The 20,403-nt window shown below is 42.6% G+C and carries 17 protein-coding genes; 6 read left to right on the forward strand and 11 right to left on the reverse strand.

Annotation, left to right across the window (positions count from 1 at the left end):
* Positions 1 to 76 precede the first annotated feature (76 nt).
* From CQA40_RS07115 to CQA40_RS07135, 5 genes are all read left to right on the forward strand, one after another.
* Positions 77 to 1,108 carry an arginase family protein gene (locus CQA40_RS07115; protein WP_115520202.1) on the forward strand — a complete coding sequence of 344 codons (1,032 nt, stop codon included), beginning with the start codon at positions 77 to 79 and terminating at the stop codon, positions 1,106 to 1,108.
* Between the two features lie 341 nt (positions 1,109 to 1,449).
* Positions 1,450 to 2,613: an MFS transporter gene (locus CQA40_RS07120; RefSeq protein WP_115520203.1), complete on the forward strand. Its 1,164-nt coding sequence runs from the start codon at positions 1,450 to 1,452 to the stop codon at positions 2,611 to 2,613.
* Positions 2,614 to 2,826: 213 nt separating this feature from the next.
* A complete protein-coding gene (locus CQA40_RS07125; protein ID WP_115520204.1) occupies positions 2,827 to 3,294 on the forward strand; it encodes a hypothetical protein in 468 nt (155 codons plus the stop codon).
* 109 nt (positions 3,295 to 3,403) lie between these two features.
* Positions 3,404 to 4,390 (forward strand): DNA adenine methylase, encoded by a 987-nt coding sequence (locus CQA40_RS11630; RefSeq protein WP_258864493.1) that lies wholly within the window; start codon positions 3,404 to 3,406, stop codon positions 4,388 to 4,390.
* 145 nt (positions 4,391 to 4,535) lie between these two features.
* A complete protein-coding gene (locus tag CQA40_RS07135) occupies positions 4,536 to 6,065 on the forward strand; it encodes an MFS transporter (protein ID WP_115520205.1) in 1,530 nt (509 codons plus the stop codon).
* A gap of 61 nt (positions 6,066 to 6,126) precedes the next feature.
* Here CQA40_RS07135 and CQA40_RS07140 read toward each other — a convergent pair whose 3' ends face one another.
* From CQA40_RS07140 to purM, 10 genes are all read right to left on the reverse strand, one after another.
* On the reverse strand, positions 6,127 to 7,473 hold the full coding sequence (locus CQA40_RS07140; protein ID WP_115520206.1) for an NTP/NDP exchange transporter: 1,347 nt from the start codon (positions 7,471 to 7,473) through the stop codon (positions 6,127 to 6,129).
* Between the two features lie 29 nt (positions 7,474 to 7,502).
* Entirely contained in the window at positions 7,503 to 7,823 is a 321-nt protein-coding gene (locus CQA40_RS07145; RefSeq protein ID WP_115520207.1) for an SMR family transporter, read from the reverse strand.
* Complete coding sequence (locus CQA40_RS07150) at positions 7,820 to 8,254, reverse strand: multidrug efflux SMR transporter (RefSeq protein ID WP_115520208.1); 435 nt, start codon at positions 8,252 to 8,254, stop codon at positions 7,820 to 7,822. Before CQA40_RS07150 ends, CQA40_RS07145 begins: the two co-directional genes overlap by 4 nt.
* 87 nt (positions 8,255 to 8,341) lie before the next feature.
* Positions 8,342 to 9,283, reverse strand: coding sequence for an aldo/keto reductase (locus tag CQA40_RS07155; protein WP_115520209.1), 942 nt, complete (start codon positions 9,281 to 9,283; stop codon positions 8,342 to 8,344).
* A gap of 276 nt (positions 9,284 to 9,559) precedes the next feature.
* Entirely contained in the window at positions 9,560 to 10,177 is a 618-nt protein-coding gene (locus tag CQA40_RS11635; protein WP_258864494.1) for a methylated-DNA--[protein]-cysteine S-methyltransferase, read from the reverse strand.
* 109 nt (positions 10,178 to 10,286) lie between these two features.
* On the reverse strand, positions 10,287 to 11,249 hold the full coding sequence (locus CQA40_RS07165; RefSeq protein WP_023928294.1) for a YihY family inner membrane protein: 963 nt from the start codon (positions 11,247 to 11,249) through the stop codon (positions 10,287 to 10,289).
* Between the two features lie 51 nt (positions 11,250 to 11,300).
* Entirely contained in the window at positions 11,301 to 13,736 is a 2,436-nt protein-coding gene (locus tag CQA40_RS07170) for a ribonuclease R family protein (RefSeq protein ID WP_115520210.1), read from the reverse strand.
* A gap of 21 nt (positions 13,737 to 13,757) precedes the next feature.
* Positions 13,758 to 14,594, reverse strand: coding sequence for a shikimate dehydrogenase (locus CQA40_RS07175; protein ID WP_115520211.1), 837 nt, complete (start codon positions 14,592 to 14,594; stop codon positions 13,758 to 13,760).
* Positions 14,595 to 14,614: 20 nt separating this feature from the next.
* Entirely contained in the window at positions 14,615 to 15,487 is an 873-nt protein-coding gene (locus CQA40_RS07180) for an SH3 domain-containing protein (RefSeq protein ID WP_115520212.1), read from the reverse strand.
* Positions 15,484 to 16,569, reverse strand: coding sequence for a phosphoribosylformylglycinamidine cyclo-ligase (gene purM / locus CQA40_RS07185; RefSeq protein WP_115520213.1), 1,086 nt, complete (start codon positions 16,567 to 16,569; stop codon positions 15,484 to 15,486). Before purM ends, CQA40_RS07180 begins: the two co-directional genes overlap by 4 nt.
* Positions 16,570 to 16,968: 399 nt before the next feature.
* Between purM and CQA40_RS07190 the strand changes: the two genes are divergently transcribed.
* Complete coding sequence (locus CQA40_RS07190) at positions 16,969 to 18,234, forward strand: hypothetical protein (protein ID WP_115520214.1); 1,266 nt, start codon at positions 16,969 to 16,971, stop codon at positions 18,232 to 18,234.
* Positions 18,235 to 18,340: 106 nt separating this feature from the next.
* Here the strand turns inward: CQA40_RS07190 and CQA40_RS07195 are convergent, their stop codons facing one another.
* Entirely contained in the window at positions 18,341 to 20,257 is a 1,917-nt protein-coding gene (locus CQA40_RS07195; protein ID WP_115520215.1) for a phosphoethanolamine transferase, read from the reverse strand.
* Between the last annotated feature and the right edge of the window lie 146 nt (positions 20,258 to 20,403).

The raw sequence follows: 20,403 nt of genomic DNA on the forward strand, positions 1-20,403 counted from the left end.
TTGGCGAGTATTATATCTTAATTTCACTCTTTAAATATTTGCGCTACAATTCCGCCAAAACAAAAGGAGTGCAAAAATGAAAATGTTAAGATTTTTTGCTTGTCTTATTGCTGCGCTTGGCTTGTGCGCGCTCATAAACGGCTGTGATTCAAGCCAAAATGCCAAAGAAGTATCAAAGGAGCAAACAATGCCAAATCAAACCCTTAAACTCATTTTCCCGCAATGGCAGGGTGGCGATATAGTGGGCTTTTTCAAGGATTTAGAGCCAAATGAGGCGGCGCGTGGGTATGTGCTAGGCGCACAGATTTTAGATTTGCTGACAAGTGATATAAACCCTAGCCTAGATAAAAACACCGCGTTTGTGGATATTTCAAAGGATTTTAAGGTGGATTCAAAAGGGGCTAGAATCGTGCAAGGTGGTGTGATTGATAAAGAGATTTTACTCTCCCAGCACAAGAGTGCGCTAAAGATTTTGCAATCTAAAAATCCTGCCAAAGTCCTCACACTTGGCGGGGAATGCGCCACAAGTATCGCGCCATTTGGCTATCTCGCGGATAAATACGCCAAGCAGGGCGAGAATGTCGCGCTTATTTGGATTGATGCGCATCCTGATTTGGGCGTGGCAAATGATGAGTTTTACAAGGGCTATCACGCTATGGCGGTGAGTGCGATTGTGGGCGATGAAAGCCTAAGGGGCGATTTTGCACTTCCTGCGTATATCAAGCCACAAAATGTCCTTTTTATCGGGCTACATTCTAATGAAGCAGAGCATTACAACGCACGGCGCGAAAATCTAGGTGCGCACTCAATCTCGGGCAAAGACATAGCGGACAATGAAGCAAAGGCAGTGAGTGCGATGAGTGCGTGGCTAAAGGAGCGAGGGATAACAAAGGTGCTAATCCACCTTGATTTAGATGTGCTAAACCCAAAAGAACTCTATGTCGCGGTGGGCGATACGGGCGTTTTAAGTGTAGCAAATGTGATAAATGCAATCAACGCGCTTAGCCAAAATGCCGAAGTCGTGGGGCTGACAATCGCGGAGCATTTGCCAAAGGCGGAATTGCAACTAAAAGCAATGCTAAAAAATCTACCACTCATTAAAGAGTAGGGATAAGCATAAAAACGCGCAAGAAAACGCGCTTTGGTTAGCCCAAGCGTGTTTTAAGGGTGGGCTTTAAGCCAAGCAAAATCTCTCTAAAAAGCCCATTTGCAAAGAAAAAAGCCTTTGATACAGCTTGCAAAATCGCAAATCGTTATGCGTGTGCGGAGTTATTATCTTAAGGGAATTATAATTTTTACGCAAATTTAATGCTATTTGACGCTTAAAGCGTAAGCACAAAAGCGCGAGCAAGGTTGCAAGCACACACAAGCAAGTGCAAGCAAGCGCGGGGCAAGCGCAAGAAAAGCACAAATAGCGCGCATAAGCACAAACAAATATAGGCAAGAGAGATGAAAGCAAGTGAAAAGATTTTTTGGCTAAATGTCATATTTTTAGTCGCGCTCACGCTAAACCTGCGTGCCCCTATCACTTCGCTAGGACCTATCATAGAGCCTATCAAAAACGCTTATAGCATAAATTCCGCGCTTGGTGGGCTTTTGACTTCTCTGCCACTGATTGCCTTTGGGAGTGTGAGCTTTTTGGTGGCGTATTTCACGCCTATGCGTGCCATAGTCGTGGGGATTGTGCTTATCATTGTGGGCGAAGTGTATCGTAGCTTTGGTGGGAGTGCTGGGCTTTTTGTGGGAATGGCGTTGCTAGGGAGTGGCATAGCCATTGCAAATGTGCTACTGCCTAGCTTTGTCAAAGAAAAGTTCCCGCACAAAATCGCCCCTATGATGGGCATATATAGCCTTGTGCTAAACCTCTCTGGCATTTTTGGGATACTGCTTGCCCTGCCACTTTTATCACTGCTAGGCTTGCGCTATTCACTACTTGTGTGGCTACCTTTTGCGCTGCTAGCCTTTGTCGTGTATATCCCGCAAATGCGCAACGGCAGACTACTTCGCACGATAAAAAGGCAAAAAAGCAAAATCAATGTTTTTACTCAACCAAGTGCGTGGAAAATCACGGCGTTTATGGGGGCGCAAAGTTTTGTGGCTTATGCTATGTTTGCGTGGCTCGCACTCATCGTTAGCGAAATGGGCTATGGGAGCGAGTTTGGCGCGAGTATATTGCTCCTAGCCCAAGCCATAGCCGTGCCGATAGGGTTTGTGGGACCTGTGATTTTGGGCAAGCTTAGGAATGCTTACCGTGCGGTGTATATGGCGTGCTTGTGTGGGCTGTATGTGGTGGGATTTGCCTGCCTTATCTATCTAGATTCTAGAATTGGTGTGGTTATCGGAGCGATTTGCATAGGAATCCCTATGGGTGGCGTGTTTGCAATCGCTCTGCTTTTTATCTCTACCAAAAGCGCGAACTCCATCATCGCTGGCAAACTCTCTGCTATGGCACAGGGCTTTGGCTACCTCATCGCTAGCACCTCGCCATTTATCATAGGGCTTTTGCACGACTACTTTGAGAGCTTCACGCAGGCATTGCACTTGCTGCTGCTTATGGGCGTGATTGTAAGCATTCTAGGACTTATCGCGTATAGGGCAAAGGTGATAGAGTAGGTAAGGTGTTGGTTTGATAAAGGGCTTTTAGCGAAGTGCTGTGCTGGGCGTGAGGTTGATTAGGGCGAGCGTATAGCGTGGGTTTGGTAGATGGCTAGCAAAATCACAAAATGTGCGCTTGTCTTAAAATCTGCCTATCTCAAATTTTGCCGTTGTGGTTTTTGGATTTTATTGTGCTAAAATGGTGTTTTATCACATTTTAAGGAGTGCTCTATGAGACATTTTATCGCTACTATCGCCGTTGTATCCGCGCTTTTTTGTGTGGGGATTGCCACAAGTGCGCTTGCTAAACCCCACGAGCATAAGCCACCAAAAGGTGCGCCACTAGCACAAGGCGAGTTGCCCCATATCAAAGGCATAGCCCCCGAAATCTTTGCAAACGCAAGCGAGCAAGCCCAAATCAAAGCCTTGCAAATCGAGTCAGATTCTAGAGAGTCGCTTCACAAAGCCACGCAAAAATACCGCGATGAGCGCGACAAGCTAGAACTACAAAAGCGTATCCTCCAAGTGCGCATCCACCACGCAAAAGCGGGGAACGACACGCAAGCCACGCAAAGATTGCTTGATGAGATATTTAAAAACGAGCAGGCACTCACAAAAAACAACCAAGATGAGCGTGAGCTACGCGACAAACAAGAAGCACAAAAAATAGAGCGCATTTATACCGAGCTACGAAAGTAGCGCGAAACTATGCGATTTAGCCTAGCCTATAAATATTTTTTGCAAAAAAATGCTGGCGTGAGGATTTGGAATGCGCTGCATTTGCCAACCACAGCCTAAAAGGGGCGTAATGAATGAAACAAAACTCATCAAATCCCCTTTGCGCTACCCCGGTGGCAAGTCTCGTGCGCTAAAATTCCTTTCACAATTTTTGCCAAAAGATATAGTTGAGTTTAGAGAGCCCTTTTTTGGCGGTGGTTCGCTTGGACTCTATGTCGCGCAAAATCCACAATATAGCGGGGTAAAAATCTATGCAAATGACTTAAATTATGAGCTGTTTTGCTTTTGGCAAAGTTTGCAGAGGGATTGCGCAGGACTAATCTCGGGAATCTTGAAGTTAAAAAATAGCTTTGCAGAGGGCAAAGAGCTCTATAAATTTATCCTCTCTCGGCGCAATGATGAGTTAGATGAGCTTACGCGCGGGATTGACTTTTTTATCCTCAATCGCATTACATTCTCTGGCGTGGTGGATAGTGGCGGGTATTCGCAAAAATCTTATGAAAGCAGATTTACGCCAAGTAGTGTGAAGCGACTAGAGACAACGAGTAAGATTTTGGGGAATTTTGCGTTTTTTAGTAGCGATTATAGGGAGTTTTTGGGCGAAAAATTTTTGTGTGAGAAATCTTTGCGTGAGGAGTTTTTGTGTGAGGAATCTTTGGGTAAAAGTATAGAAAATGTCCCAAAAGCGAGCGATACGATTCAGGGCAAAAACGGCGATGAAAAGAGCAATGAAAAAAGTGTTTTCCTCTTTTTAGACCCGCCATACTTTAGTGCGAGCAAATCAAAACTCTATGGCAAAAAGGGCATTTTGCATACCACATTTAATCACTGCGAGCTGTGCGAAGTGCTAAAATCCACCAAACACAAATTCTTGCTTACTTATGATGATAGCGCGTTTATCCGCGATTTGTATAAGGATTTTTGCCTAAAAGAGTGGAGTTTGCAATACGGAATGAATAACTTTAAACAGACAAACGCTCCAAAGGGCAAGGAGCTGCTTATCAGCAACTTTGACTTGGCAAAAAGCAAGGCACAAAATTCGCTATTTAGTGCTTAAAGTTTTGAATTGTGAAATAAAGGCAGAATGTGAAATCCACGCACACAAATCTACACACAAACTTGCACTCAAATGCAAAATCTTATGTGCCAAATTCTGCACGCCAAACCCTGCCCACTCTAAGTGTGCACTCTAGGCAACCACAATGAATCCTAGCAATCTCTTAGCGTGGCTAAATTTCTTTGTAGCCGATGTGCGTGATGGCTTGGGACCATTTTTGGGTGTGTTTCTACTCCAAAACGGCTTTGGTGAAGCACAAGTGGGGCTGATTTCGACCATTAGCCACATTATCGCGCTTGCTCTTGGCGTGCCTTGCGGGATTTTGGTGGATAAAACCACGCGCAAAAAGGAGTGCATAGCCTTTTTTGTCGCGCTTATCGTGCTTTTTTGCTCGCTGAACTACTTTTTTCCCTCATTTGTTTTCACACTCCTTGCGCAATGCCTAGTCGCCCTTAGTGGCGTGTTTTTAGCCCCCGCCTTTGCCGCGCTCACGCTTGGAATCATCGGCGTGAAGCACTATCCGCTTCAATGCGCTCGCAATGAAGCCTACAAGCACGCAGGCACAGCATTTGGCGCGGCTCTTAGCTTTGTGCTTGCGCTGCACTTTGGCATAGCAAGCGTGTTTGTGATTACCGCACTGCTTGGTGGCTGCTCGCTTGTGGTGCTAGGGCTTATTAGAAGCGAGTGTATCGATGATTTTACCGCGCGAGGCGAGATAAGAGAGAGCGCAAAATCTGCGGAGCAAAAAGGTGCGGGGCAAAGTGGGGCAAGGCAGAGAGTGGTGGGCAAAGTCGTAAGTATTTGGGCGTTGTTTGCCGATAAACGCGTGGTGTTTTTAAGCGCGATAATGTTTTGCTTCCACTTAAGCAACGCCGCAATGCTCCCACTGCTAAGCCAAAGGGCGCAAAAGCTAGGCATTGATTCAAGCGGGGCTTACGCAGCAGCCACGATACTTATCGCGCAAAGCACGATGATACTTGTGGCATTTGCGTGTGGTAGGGCACTACGGCGCAATCAAGCTGACAATGTGTGGGGAAATATCACAGGAGAGAATGTCGCAGTGGAGAATGTCGCGAGTGAAAACCTCACGGTAAAAAGCCTAGTAGGAGGGAATCAAAGCCACGCGCAAAGCCACATAGAGGGCAAAAACAGCTCCCAAAATCTTGCGCAAAGCACACTCTCAAATCCCTTGCAAAATCCGCCACAAAGCGCACAACAAAATCAAGCACCAAACGCGACACAAAATCTACCACAAAATCCTTTGCCAACGCAACCACAAAGGCATAATAATTCAGAATTTAAACTTTATTTTTGGCTCTTTTTTGCCTGCTTTTTCGCACTCATCATTCGCGGTGGCATAGCAGCAAACTTCGCAGGCATAGATGGAATGATTTTCACGCAGATTTTAGATGGCGTGGGTGCGGGGGTAAGTGGCGTAATCGTCCCTGTCATCGTGGCATTTATGCTTCGTGGAAGCGGACATATCAACGCAGGGCTTGCGCTCGTGCTTACCTGCGGGGGACTTGGCGCGGCACTAAGCAACGGGATTGGCGGATATTTCGCGCAGTTTTATGGCTACCTATATGCGTATCTTTTCTTAGGCGCAGTGGCTATGCTTGGACTTTTGCTATGGCTTATGTGCGCAAAAATTGTAATGCAAAAATATAATGCCTAAAAAGCAATGCTTCTTTAGAAAATCACCGTTATAAAATCATCTTTATTTATTGCTTATTTTACTAGATTGTTTGCTCATCTTTTTGTTGGTATTTCCTCCCTAGAAACACTCCCAAAATCCCCCACACAAAGCTAATCCCAGCTCCTACCAAAAGCACCACACTTATGCCTAAGCTAAATAACGCACTCTCTATTTGCGCGCTTAGCGCGTCTCCACCGCGATACACCACCGTGTCTATGAAGTTTTTTACCTTGTATTTCTCATCGCTGCTTAGCGGGACAAAGAGCATTTCGCGCCCGGGTTTCACTAGCGCGTATTCGCCCACACGGCGCATACTCATCACCACTGCTAAGGGCAAAAACGCAGGGTGGGTAAAGCACAGCACCACAAAGCCTATGCTTACCACAAAGCCAAGTGCGCTAAGAAGTGCGCTTAGGCTAAAGAATTTGGCGATTTTTGCCGTGAGAAAGATTTGGATAAAGAGTGAGAGGCTTTGCACGACTAAGTCAATCGTAGCAAACACCGCCACGCGCTCCTCTCTGCTAGAAAATGTCTCTTTGATGATACGCATTTGCTCCATATACAAAAATGTAGAAACCGCCGTAAGCAGTAGCACAAACGCGCAAAGTGCGAGCAGGTAGGGCGATTTGGCGATGAGGGAAAATCCTACAAAGGGATTTTTCGTACCTATGGTTTTATCAAACCTCTCAAGCGGATTTTGGGAGGCGGTTTGGGAAACTTGAGGGGTTTTGGGATTTCTAGAATGTGCAACTTGAGCGTGCTTAAAAATGTCGCTTATCATCGCGTGCTTTAGCGCAAGGGCAAGGCATAGCAAAATCATCGAAGCAAGGATAAAGCTACTCGTGCCGATATGCTCGACTAGATAGCGCACACTTGCCGAGCCAGCGATACTGCCTAGAGACGCACCCGCCGCGATAATCCCAAAAAGTCGCAAGGAAGCCTCCTTGCTAAAAATATCGCTTAGCAAACTCCACGCGCTTGAAAATACAAAAAGATTAAACACACTAACCCAGACATAAAAGATTCTACAAAGCCAGATAAACTCGCTACTTTGCGGCTCTATGAGGCTCATCGCAGCATAAAAGATAAGCAGATTTAGCCCAAAAAACACGAGCACAAAATCGATATAAAATCGCCTTTTTATGCGCGTGCTAAGCCACATAAGCGCGAGTGAAGAGGCGATAGTGGCTAAAAAAGTGCCCAAAAACAGCCACTTTAGCTCATCATCTCCGCCGCTAAGCCCGAGCGCATCGCGGATAGGGCGAAGCAAGGCATAGGAGCTAAAAAGCACAAAAATAAAGCTAAAAGAGAGGATTAGGAGTTTGAATTCCCCCTCTTTTAGGCTGAAAAGTCGCATAAGACTACCATAAGTTTTTAGTTTTGGCATTTGATTCCTTAGATTTTGTTTTTGGATTTTTACGCAAAGTGCAGTAAATACACCGCGATAAGCACGAGTGCGATTCCTACAAAGCCTATGGGCTTTAGCCTCTGGGCAAACCAATAATACCCGCCAATTACTGTGCCTAAAATCCCTATCGCGCCCCATAGCGTGTAAGCCACAGGGAGTTCCATTCCCAAATCAAGCGCGAAAGCCAAAAACAAAAACACGCTATCCACAAGAAGTAGCGCAAGTAGCCCCCACCAAAGTTTTTTGAAGCCATCGGATTTTGCTAGGGCGAGATTGGCAAAGACATCTAGCAAGCCAGAAAGCACGATGAGTAAAAATGCTAGTGTCATCTCATCCCTCCGCTTGTGGATTTGGTGGCTTCTTTAGTTGCGCTTTGAGTTGTGTGCGCTGTGTGATTGCTTGCTTCTCCCTCGCTAGCTTGGCTATGCTCCTCGCCTAAGATAATGCAGATAATCCCCGCAAATCCTATGACAATGCCAAAATACTGCTGTGTGCTTAAAATCGGGTCAAAAAACACAAAACTAACGAGCAACACGCCTATGCCCCCTACGATTTCCCAAGTGGCATAAGCTACGCCCACCGCGATTTGGCGCAGGGTAAGCGACATAAGGAAGTATGAAAGGTTCATAAGCACGATGAGCAAAGCCTTGCCAAGAGTGCCATTGCCCTCAAAGACTTTTAGCAGGCTAAGCCCGCATATCTCTAAGCCAATAGCCCCAAAAAGCATTAGCCACGCACTTAGGCGAGTGAGTTTTAGCATAGATTCTCTTTTGGTTTTGTGATAGTTTGGATATTTTGTGGCGTAAATAATCTAGCGTGATTTATCAACAAATCACGCTAAAATCTACTAAAACCACTTAAATAAAGGCTCATTGATATCTAGTGCGTTTAGTGCTTCTCTATCTGTGCTATCAAGTGCGAAGTCAAAAATGCTGATATTTTCTATCATTCGCTCTTTTTTTGCAGTTTTAGGGATAACGATAATATCTTGCTCGACTAAAAATCTAAGGGCGATTTGAGCGGGAGTTTTGCCGTGCTTTTTGGCGATAGATACAAGTGTGGGGTTTGCAAAAAAGTCGTTTTTGCCATTGGCAAAAGGACTCCACGCTTCTAGCTTCGTGCCATAGCTTTTCATCACTTCTCTTAAAGGCTTTTGCTGATAAAAGATATGCGTTTCCATTTGGTTTAACACGGGGAGTGTTTCACACTTTTTGACAAACTCACTATAAACTTCAGGGGTAAAATTTGAAATACCAAGAGATTTGATTTTGCCCTCTTTGCGTAGCTTTTCCATTGCTTTATACATAGGCACAGATTGTGGGAAATTCCTATGCAAAAGTAGCAAATCCACATAATCAATTTGGAGTTTTTTTAGCGATTCTTGCGTGGCTTTTAGCGTCTCTTCATAGCTCATATCGCTTGAAAGTTTGGTAGTGATAAATAGCTCTTTGCGCTTTAGCTTCCCACCTTTTAGCGCGGAATTTATCGCGTTGCCTACATCGCTTTCATTGCCATACATTTGGGCTGTATCAATTAGTCGATAGCCTACTTCTAGTGCGTTTTCTACGGCTTTTTGACATTCGCTTCCCTGCATACGCGAAGTGCCAAACCCTACAAGTGGGATTGATACGCCATTATTTAGCGTGGTGGTTTTTGTCGCTTTTGCGTCTTTGGCAAGTGCAGATGAGAGAAATGGAGGAAGTGAGGGAAGTGCTAAGCCTAGTGCAAGACTAGCAGAAGTTTTGATAAACCCTCTGCGTGCGTGATTGTATTGTGCGGTGTTTTTCATTTTGTATTCCTTTTGGTGTTGATTTTTCTATGCTTCTACTATGCTTCTTTAGGGATATTTTGGGAATTTTTATAGCCCAAAAAGCTAGAGATTTAAAAGTAGCGATTGTATTAGATTTTTGTAAATTAAGGTTTAAGCACAAAATCCAAGTGCGTCAAAGTGTGCTAAAAGGGCAAGCCTGCCAAGATATGTCAAACGCTTTATTAAATGATTTAAAAGTCCTTTTAGACTAAAATCTAAAAATACTTAAAAACTCTTTGTGATTTTATGGCGATTCTAAGTAGTTGTGAGGTTTTCAAGTCCTAGTAAGATTTTCTTTTTTTCTATTCCTCCTGCGTAGCCTATCAAGCTACCATTTGTGCCAATCACTCGGTGGCAGGGGATAATGATTGATATGGGATTGTTTTTTAGCGCACCACCTATGGCTTGGGCTGACATTTTGGCAAGCCCTCTTTGTTGTGCGATTTTTGTAGCCATAGTAGCATAAGTGGTGGTGCTACCATAGCGGATTTTTAGTAGCTCTTGCCACACAAGTAGTGCAAAGCTAGAGCCTTGCAGTGCAAGTGGAGGCAGAAAATGCGGAATCTCCCCGCCAAAATACATATCTAGCCACTTTTTTGTGAGATTGAAAATCCAACTATCACATTGCAAACCGTGCTCTATTTCGCCTTTTGTGTCGCAGTTTTGGTTGTTTGATTTTTTAGATTGTGGCTTTGCTAGATTGTTTTCAAAGTAGATTCCACTTAGGTATTGCTTTGTGCGTGATTCCCCTAAAAGCACAAAGGACTTATCAAAATCATCAAAATTTTTGGGGCTAAGAAGTGTGATTTTGCCAAGTGAGGAAAAATCCGCAGGAGGAGTATAAAAACTCACAAAGAATTTATCCAATCCCACTTTTTGCACTCCTTATACGCCTCTAGTGCTACACCAAAAAGTGTCAAAAATATTATTTCAAATCGCCTCTAAAATTATCGTGCAAATATATGCAGATAAGCAAAATCTACTATACTGTTTCATTATGTGCTTCTTTTTGATTTGTGTCTTTTTGCTCGATATTAAGCCATTTTAAAACCCCTTGACAAGAGCGCATACCAAATAGCATAACAAGCCAAGAAACATAAATCCACGCCATTAGAAAAAGGATAATTGATACCGAGCCATATAGCGTGGCGTAGGTTTTGTTGTAAGTGATATAAAACACAAAAAGATTTTTGAGTGCAAACCACACAGTGCCAGAAGTAAATGAGCTAAAAAACAAAGTCCTTTTGTGCAATGGCTTGTTTGCCGAGATACGAAAAAGTATGAGAAATAGCACACAAGTAGCAAGCCAAGAGAACAAATCACTATAAATCAAGGATTTCCCTCCCTGCATAAATAGTCCTTGTGCGCTTGCGCTAAAATAAAATATCACCACACTACCTAGCGGAAATAGCGTAATCATCGTCCAATACATTATAAGAGAATCAAAAAATTTGCGCGGTGTAGAATCAAACATTTTGGAGGTAATGTATTCGTAGTTGCGAAAAAATAGCAATGAAGTGATAAACACGCTTACTACGCCTACCATTCCCATTTTTGAGCCGTTTTCCAAAAATGTATTCATAAATTTGATGACTACTTCGGCGTTGGCAGGGAGGATATTTGAGATGATAAGGTGCTGAATATCGCTGATTTTGTCTTGGAAATGTGAGAATGCAAGCAGGACAGAAAAAGTGATAAAAAGCATAGGTATAAGCGCGAAAATCGTATAAAAGCTAAGTGATGAAGCGTAATAAAACATTTCCTCTTTGTAAGTCAAAAAATGATAAATCTCTTTTAGCAGTTTGAATGTTTGTTGTTTTAGTGAATTGGCGAGTTTGAGTAGATTTGTGATAGGGGCAAAAATGAGTGCAAATTTTTTTTGAAAATAGCTTTTTTTGGAAGTTATGTCATTTGGTTGTGTGCTAGATTGTGTATCACTTGGCATTTTGCGCACTCCTTATGTGGTTTGTGGGTGGTTTAGATGATTTGGCGAGTATTATACATTATTTGCTTTTTGTTTGATTTGCTTTTTGTGCTTTTGGCTTGATTGTTTTTTGGTTGTTTTGTGCTTATTTTTTGGTTTTTTGGTGGATTTTGCTCTTGGTGTAGAATCCACTTGGGTGCTTGTATCAAGTATGTTTGCATATATTCTAGCACTGCCTAGCTCTACTTGGGCGATTTGTGCTAGATATGTAGCGTGCTTTTGCAAGCTAGAATCTCGCACAAAAACCCGCGCCCCTTGCAAAATCTCTTGCAAAGCAGCATTTGGCGTGCGTTGCACTGCTGCCTGTTGCGCAGCGCGTGCAAGCTGTGTGCTCTGTGTAGCCTGTGTGGGTGGCGTGGGGGATTTTGTCTCACTAGATTTTGCTTTGCTAGATTTATCATTAGCTTCCTCGCTAGATTCTGTAAAATCCACCACGCCAATAGCGGGGAATCGCTCATCTATAATGCGAATATAGATAGACTCCCCTTGCCATTTTTGCGCACTTCTAGCATATTTTCTATCCTTGAAGCACATTTCACATTTAGCGATTCCTCGCTCTGCATCATTTAGCAGAGGTGTGGCTATGCGGATAGATTCTAGGGTGAAGTTGATATGCCTTGCAATCTCTTTATTTTTTTGGTTTGGCAAGGAGGAGGATAGATTTTTGGCAAAACTAATATCTAGCGTGCCACTAGAGCGCAAAAGTAGCTTTATAAGTCTGTGTGCTAAAATATCGCTATATCTGCGGATAGGCGAAGTAAAGTGTGTGTAAGCCTCAAACCCTAGCCCAAAGTGCTCATTTTTACTACAATCATATCGCGCTTCTTTTTGGGATTTGATGATGAGTTTATCAATGATTTCTTTTTCTTTTTGAGTGCTTGCTAGGGATTGTAAGTAGGCGATTTGAGAGTGGATATTTTTGGAGTAGTCATTTTGTGGCTTTTTTGCTCTACTTTTCTCTATGGTGTAGCCAAGCTGTGCTATCTCGCCAAAGAGTGCGTGTAGCCTATCTTTTGTAGGTGGATTATGAGTGCGATAGATTCCCTTGCCTCCTAGTGCATTATCCAAAGCCATTGCCACACTCACATTTGCAAGTAGCATAGCTTCTTCGATAAGGCTATGAGCGCGAGTTGGCAAAATCGTGCGGATAGATTCTATCTCGCCCTCTTTGTCCAAAGTCATCTTGCGCTCTTTTGTGAAAAAATCAAAGCCCTTTTTTAATCGCTCATTTTTAAGCCCACTTGCGATATACCAAAAGGACAAAATCCAGCGAGGATTTGCAAGGCTTTTTAGTGGCTTAAAAATCGATTTTTTAGCTGATTCTAGCGTGTCTAAAAGACTATCGATATACTCATAGCTTACATTTGCTTTGGGGGTAATTAGGGCTTCATAGATTTTGGTGGATTTGGGTGTGATTTTGCGCGATGAAGTAGTGTGGAAGTGTATCTCACATACAAGTGCTAGCTTTAGTTCATTTGCTTTGAGTGAGCATAGATTTTCGCTTAGCTCTTGTGGTAGCATAGGGTGGCATTTGTGCGGAAAATACAGGCTAAAAAGTCGCTGCTTTGCTTCCTCATCAAGCGCGGTTTTTGGCAGGACATATTCACTCACATCAGCGATAGCGACATACAAAACCTTGCTTTTTTCATCATAGTAAATCGCATCATCGTGGTCTTTTGCATCGCTTGGGTCAATAGTGATAAAATCTAGCTTGGATAAATCCACTCTACCACAAACCTTTCCACCAGCCTTTCTGCCAGCCTCACTGCCACATAAACCACCGCTTAAATCTGTATATAAACTTGGCTCTACCCTATCGCCAAAGCTTTGGGCTAATTGCTTAGCTTCTTGGCTAAACTCCTCTTTCCTATCTGCCAAAAATAGTGCGATAGCTTCATCGACTTTTGATTCCTCTAGCACACCATAAATCTTATTTATCTTTGGTTTTATGTTTTCATAGCTAAAAACGCAGTGATAAGGCAACTGCTCTAAGGATTTTTGCGAAAAAGGCAGGGTAGAGATTTCGCCATCTTGGAAGTTTATGCCGATGATTTTGCCTTTTTGCTTTTCTAGGTAGATTAGATTTTGTTTTTGGGTGTGCTTGGTGCTATGGCTTGATAAAGACTTGATGACGCGCACAAATCTACCCGCCAAAAGTGCTAGCACAATCTCGCCATTTTCCAAAGATTTTGGTGTATTTTTGAGAGATAGCCTTATGTCATTGCGTCTTTTGGTAATGTCTTGCAAAAAAATAGATTTTGCAAGTGAAGATTTTGGTTTGCTAACGCTAAAAATCCCAAACTTACAATGTAGCTTAAAAAAATTATGATGCTTTTTGCTTTTGTGATTTTCTATCGCACCACAGGATTTGATTTGCTCATAGATAGAGGAGTATTTTTTGGGAATCTCATTTGTGCCTAAGCAAAGTGAGGTGAGAAACTCTTTCACTTTTTTACTCTTTTGGGGTGTTTATGCTTTGTGGCTATTTATCGCTTGAGACATTAGGGCATAGATTTGGTGTTCTTGGTAAAGATTAGATGTATTTTCAGCAGAGATAAAAAGCACTAGGGCTTTTGCTGCTTGCCACAAAAGCATATCTTTGCCGTCTTTGTAGTCTATGTGGCAATCTTTTGCTAGGGCTAAAAATGGTGTTAGATTTTTGCCATACATCAAATCATAAGCAAGTTTGGAGCGAGTAAAAATCTCTGATAGTAGATTTTTAGGCAATGGTAGCTCGCCTTGCAGGCTTGCACTTGTGGCGTTTATGACTATGTCAAAATCCCTTGCTTCTAGCTCGCTAAAAAGACAATACTCAATCCCACGCGAAGCATAAAAATCCCGCTTTGAGCGATTTGCCACCTGCACTTCTAAGCCATATTTTGTCAATATACACGCCACAGCTTTGGCACTGCCACCAGCACCAAGCACTAGTGCACTTTTTGCCGTGCGTGGAGCAAAATCGGGATTTGGCATAAAATCCCTTATACTCTCTACAAACCCGCTCGCATCGGTGTTGTATCCCTTTAGCTTGCCACTAGATTCTAGCACTAGGGTATTTACCGCGCCGATTTCTTGGGCTAGACTATCTAGCTCATCGGCTTGAGAGAGGGCGTGCTCTTTAAATGGCACGGTGATATTTGCCCCACTAAGATTTAGACGAAAAAATGTATTTTTTAAGTCTTTTCCATTGTCAAGGCAAAATCTGCCATACATAAAAGGCAAGCCTAATTTTGCTAGAGCGAAATTATGTATAAGCGGGGAGAGGGAGTGGGCGATAGGATTGCCAAATACGCAAAGATATTTCATAAATGATGATTTCTTAAAATCTAATCACTATCTTTTTGAAGCAATCTAAGTGCGATATAGCCACCACTTAGTAGTCTAGCCCAGCCATTTGCTATGGAGTGGACACGCACTCGCTCGCCCTTTAGCACCGAGCCTACGATAGGAGAATCATTATCAGGCTTTTGGCGTATATTTGCATTTACAAGCGAAGTATACATTTGCGTGTCTTGCAAGCTAGAATCCTCTCGCTCCAAAGTTAGTAGCTTAGCACTTACCCAGCCTCCATTTTCTAGCTGTGCCCACTCATCGTTAAACTTAATGACTTTGACTTTTTCGCCACTTGCTAGCCTGCTAAGCAGAGGTGCGCTTATACTTGGCTCTTTTCTCACATTTAGCCTAGTGGTAGTGTAGTATAGCAAGGTTTGAGGGGATTTGGTAGGCTCAATAGCTTGAGTGGCTTGAGAAGTGGCTTGGCTTTGGGCAAGATTTTGGGCAGAGTTTTGAGTAGGACTTTTGTCATTCTCAAGTATATCTTGTGTGCCTTGCGTGCTGTATTGCACACTCTCTTGTGAAAACTGCCCATCATCATTTTGTTTTATTTCTTGGTTTTCTTGCAAACTTTGCGTAGCATATTCATCGGTGTTTTGTGTGAAATGTGCGTTTATTTCCTCTTTTGGATATTCATTTGGATTGCTATTTAGCACGATTCTCTTTATGGAGGAAAAAAACTCACTCAAAAGGTTAGAATCCTCAAAATTATTGCTTTGGTAATGGTTGTGCCGAGTGAAGCTAGAAGTGTCCTCTACTTGCTCGCTATATCGTTCATTGCTTTTGATAAACATAACATAATACATAACTAGCCCGATTAGGAGAACAAGAAATGGTAGCGTATATACTCTAAAAAAAGATTTCAACTCTCCCCCCTTATCACAATGTCATTGCCTTTTTTGAGTGTGATACCACTTTGGCTTACCACCTCCCCTAGCACGAAGCCATTACTTCCGCGCAAAACCTCATCGACATTGCTCTCCTCCACACACGCGATAAGTCCCACACCCATATTAAACACACGATATGCTTCCTCTATCTCTACAAATCCGCACAAACGCTCAAAAATCTCTTGGCCAGGGATAGCATCTATACTTACAGACGCGCCCAAGTGCTTAGGCAAAGCGCGAGGCAGATTCTCTAGTATGCCACCACCTGTGATATGGGCTAGGGATTTGATAAACTCTCTTTTTTGTCTAAATAGAGGAACATAGATAGTCGTAGGCTCTAAAAGCGCGTCTATGAGTGGCTTTTTGACATATTTTATGCCACTTTGAGAGCTAGAATCTAGTGCTGATACCTCATCGCTAAAGTCCATTTTCTCTGCAAACACTTTGCGAGCAAGCGAGAAGCCATTTGAGTGCAAACCACTGCTTGGGAATCCCACCAAAATATCGCCCTTTTTTATGCTATTTGGTAGCTCCAAAGACGCTTTTTCTGCGATTCCCACACTAAATCCTGCTAAGTCAAAATCCCTTTTTGCATACATTGATGGCATTTCTGCACTCTCGCCACCTATGAGGGCACACCCTGCGATTTGACAACCCTTTGCTATGCCCTCTATCACGCGCAAAGCCTCGTTTTTGTCTAGCTTGCCTGTGGCATAGTAGTCCAAAAAAAACAGAGGCTCTCCAAAATTGCAAATCAAGTCATTTACGCACATAGCCACTAAATCTATGCCGACAAAATCAAGTTTTTTTGCCTCTATGGCAAGGCGGAGTTTTGTGCCTACGCCGTCAGTGCAAGCTAGCAAAACAGGCTCTTTGTATCCACTAGGAAGCGAATATGCTCCTGCAAAAGAGCCGATAGAGCCGATGACATTGCTATCAAAAGTGCGCTTTACAATGGATTTTAGAGAATCAACTAACGCATTTCCCTCATCAATATCAACGCCACTATCGCGGTAAGTAAAGGTTTTATGAGATTGTGTAGAATTATGAGAAGACAAGGTATATCCTTAAAATCTAAGTATTAAGCAGTCAAAATCCAAACAACCATAAAGTTGGCAGATTTTAGCGTAGAATAAATAATCTATTGCCACATTGCTTAAAAAACGCGCTCAAAAAAGCCAAAATACACGATAAGTTCATAATTTCTTAACTTGTTGCAATGAGTTTGAATGAGATTTTGTGTTTTTGGGCAAAAATGCAAAAAGTTTTTTGAAAAAAAACTTAGCTAGATTTGTGGAATGCTTGGATTTTGCGCAATTATGAGCAAAATTTCGTAGCATATATTTGGCATAAAATTTGTTTGCTTAAAAATCAAATCTATGTGTAAATGCGCGTTTGCTTGCAAAAATTCGCCCAAAATCTCGCATAAAAGCAACAAAATCTTTAAGGAGCATATTTTGAATATTTCAAATCTAAAAAGTACTATCTTGCTTGCAAATATGGCATTAGCAGGATTATTTTGTGGTGTGCTTATCGTGCTACTTGGTGGATGTGCAAATAAGGCTAGTTTGGAGCGATTTGGCATAGAAGAAAAAACGCGCTTTTTCGCGCTTATGGAGCAAACTTCAAGTGCGAGATATGCTCTATATAAGCGAGATATAAAAGGGCAAATGGCTTTACTAAAACAAGCGTGCGAGTATCGCTTGGGGCTTGCGTGCTGGGTGTATGCCTATGAGGAAAATGGCGATAAAAAAGCGTGGAGTATCCCGCTAGAGAGGGCAGCCCTCACGCTAAAAAATGCTTGCCTTGTTATGGCTACCCAAAAGCCAAGCATTGCAAGTGGGCAGTCCTGCGCGTTTTTGGGGATTATGCTATCTCAATACCCTCAAATGCAGGTGCATATCTGGGAACTCATCGGGCGAAATATCCAAGTAGAGTGGCTATACAAAAAAGCCTGTGAAATGGGCGAGGGCTGGGGGTGCTATCGCCTAAGCTATGATTTTTTGCAGCCAAATGGAGATACAAACGCGATAAAGGTGGCAAATGAGGGCTTAAGAATGACGGTGGCAATGTGTGATAGAGGTGTGGGGTATTATTGCGCACTATCTGGGGTGATATATCAGTATCCATTGCCACACTTTGTGCCAAGCGAGGAAGTGAGGCAGGAGAGAATGCGCTACTTTTGGGAAAAGGGCTGCCTAAAAAAAGATGGGGATTCTTGTATCTATCTAGAAAATCTAAATAACGGCGAATACAAAAACGCATACTACCCCAACAAAGCCCTGCCAAATCGGGCATTGCAAGATAGTGGGTATGGTTTGGGCACAAATAAAAAAGGTAAAAAAAGCAAAAGAATAAAAAGTTTTAGCGATGAGCTGGACTACTCTAAACTTTTGGATTCTAGCAAAGAGATTAGCAAAAAAGATTTTGGCAAAGAGGCTAGCCCAAGTGAAAGAGCCAATGAAAAAGCTAATGAAAAATCCGCAGAATCCAAAAGTAAGCCAAAAGAAAAATCTACCAAAAAAGAATCTAGCACGCCAAAATCTAGCACACAAGCAACGCAAGCGGATTTTGGCGATTTGGATTCCCCAAACTCTGCGAAATCTAGCAATTCTACAAATATAGATTCCACAAATCTAGATTCTACAAATTTGGAATCTAGCGGTTTTGATTTTGCTAATTCTGCCAATCCAAAAGACACTAGCCAAGATAGTGAAAAATAAGCTAGCAAGACTTAGGTGCTTATAAATATTCGCACAACCCAAAATCAAAGTAGCATTTTGTGAGAATGCTAAAAAAGCGTGGCTTAAATCGAAATATCTGCGGGATTTAATCTCTAAATATATCTAAATCTTTGTCATAGTCTTTGGTATTTATCTCTAGAAGTCCAAGAAGCGTGTGAAATACAAAATCGTGCGAGTATGGCTTGTCTTTGATAGATTGCAGCTTTTGCGTAAGGGCGGGGTTGGACTTAAACCACAGAAATGATGGGATTTGCTTTTGGACTTGTGGGGCTAGAGAGTAGGGAAATCCTCCGTGCATATATTGCCCATATTCGCCTAGAGATTCTCCGTGGTCGCTCATATACCACAGCGCAATATCTGCTTGCGCTGTGTGGTTTAGCAGGGAAATGATAGAAGCAAGCACAAAATCCGTGTAAATAAGCGAATTATCATAGGCGTTTTGTATATGTGATTTTTGACATTGGCTAAGCTCGTTATTGGCACACACAGGGCTAAAGATTTCAAACTCTTTTGGATAGCGCAAATCATAGCGCGCTCCGTGGCTTCCTTGTAGCTGGACTACAAGCAGGGTATTGCTTTTGGCTAGAGTGTTTTTGGTGATTATGGATTTTATCGTAGGGAGCATATCAGCATCTAGCTGTCCGCTTTGGTTGAAGTAGATGATTTTTTCTTTGTCCAAGCGAGCGCATACGCCACCTATGCACTCTCCTCCGTTGTTGCTAACCCAATAAACTTCATATCCTGCTTTTTTGGCGATGTCTAGCGCAGAATCGCTATAAAGACTTAGATTTCTATGCGTGTAGGATTTGCGCGGATAGTGGGTAAGCAAGCAAGGCACAGAAATCGCCGTAATCACGCCACAAGAAGTAAAATCGCTAAAATATACTAGGCTTTTTACTTTTGCCGTGTGAGGAGTAGTGTCTCTATCATAGCCACTATAAGGGAAATTTGCCGCTCGGGCGGATTCTCCTATCACAAGGACAAATAGCTTAGATTTGGCGTTTGTGGTGGCGTCTTCGCCCAGATGTGTGTAGTGGCTAGGTGTTGTTGCTCTATCAATAGCCAAATCTATGCTTGCACGAATGGGGGCAAATGGGTTTAGCACAAAAAGTAGCCTTTGCTCCCTAAAAACATCTACTATCCTTGTCCCTTGCAGAGCATATAGCAAAGCTATACTTGCAAGCAGGCTTAGCAGGATTTTTGGTTTGTGTGATTTTGGCGTAAGTGCTTTGCTGTGGCGTTTGGCAGAAAGGTGTGTAGCACAAAGTATCACTAAGGGCAACACCACAAAAATCCCAAAATGCAGTGCAAAACTAGGGCTTAGAAAATCGCTTGCTTCACGCGGATTTGTCTGCAAAAAAGAATCAATAATAGACGCGCTAAAGCTAATATGCAATGAATCTAAAAAATAGCTACAAACCCCTGCCACCACAAAAAATACACCTAACAATGACTTGGCATAAGCGCGAAACACAAGGATTTCTAGCATAGCCCAAAGAAGTAAAAAAGTCGCTAGAAAAATGCTAGATTTTATCCAAAATCTAGCAAAAGATTGTGCGCTAGAATCTTTGGCAGGGCTAGTAGAGCTGGTGCTGCATTGGTTGATTTTATTTTGCTCTAAAGTGTGGATTTTTGGAGGGGGGGGGGGCGATGATAAAGCACTAGAAGTGCTATGACTAGATGAGCTTTGGTGCGCGTTATCTAGCTTTGGTAATGCTTGTTTTGTGTTTTTTGCGTTTTTTGTTGCAACCGTTGTGGGTGTGGCAAGTGTAGTAAGCGTGGTAGAAATCTCGCTATTAGATTTTGCTTTGTTTGCTTCATTTGTTTTGTAAGTATCACAAATCGTTAAATTGTGCGTATTTTGCGCTATGTATGTATTTACTTTGTGCCAAAACTCGCCATTATATAGCCAAACCCACACAAACGCACTCAATGCTAGCAAGCAATGATAGTTCGCCAAAATCTTAACAATGCCAAATCTCACAAGCAAATTTTTAAACACAAACCTACCCTATCTAAAATCTAACTTTCGCAAAGTCTAACTTGGCAAAATCTCACTCCACAAAAACCAACTTGGTCAAATCCAACTTTGCAAAATCTAGCCCTACAAAATCCATTACAAAATAAAATCTAGCTAGTGTAAAGCCA

It is taken from the genome of Helicobacter sp. MIT 01-3238 (assembly GCF_003364135.1).
Taxonomy (GTDB): Bacteria; Campylobacterota; Campylobacteria; order Campylobacterales; family Helicobacteraceae; genus Helicobacter_B.

Bases quoted from the DNA above. Each gene is read 5' to 3' on its own strand.
- CQA40_RS07115 (WP_115520202.1), top strand. From the start codon at position 77: ATGAAAATGTTAAGATTTTTTGCTTGTCTTATTGCTGCGCTTGGCTTG.
- CQA40_RS07120 (WP_115520203.1), top strand. From the start codon at position 1,450: ATGAAAGCAAGTGAAAAGATTTTTTGGCTAAATGTCATATTTTTAGTC.
- CQA40_RS07125 (WP_115520204.1), top strand. From the start codon at position 2,827: ATGAGACATTTTATCGCTACTATCGCCGTTGTATCCGCGCTTTTTTGT.
- CQA40_RS11630 (WP_258864493.1), top strand. From the start codon at position 3,404: ATGAATGAAACAAAACTCATCAAATCCCCTTTGCGCTACCCCGGTGGC.
- CQA40_RS07135 (WP_115520205.1), top strand. From the start codon at position 4,536: ATGAATCCTAGCAATCTCTTAGCGTGGCTAAATTTCTTTGTAGCCGAT.
- CQA40_RS07140 (WP_115520206.1), bottom strand. From the start codon at position 7,473: ATGCCAAAACTAAAAACTTATGGTAGTCTTATGCGACTTTTCAGCCTA.
- CQA40_RS07145 (WP_115520207.1), bottom strand. From the start codon at position 7,823: ATGACACTAGCATTTTTACTCATCGTGCTTTCTGGCTTGCTAGATGTC.
- CQA40_RS07150 (WP_115520208.1), bottom strand. From the start codon at position 8,254: ATGCTAAAACTCACTCGCCTAAGTGCGTGGCTAATGCTTTTTGGGGCT.
- CQA40_RS07155 (WP_115520209.1), bottom strand. From the start codon at position 9,283: ATGAAAAACACCGCACAATACAATCACGCACGCAGAGGGTTTATCAAA.
- CQA40_RS07165 (WP_023928294.1), bottom strand. From the start codon at position 11,249: ATGCCAAGTGATACACAATCTAGCACACAACCAAATGACATAACTTCC.
- CQA40_RS07175 (WP_115520211.1), bottom strand. From the start codon at position 14,594: ATGAAATATCTTTGCGTATTTGGCAATCCTATCGCCCACTCCCTCTCC.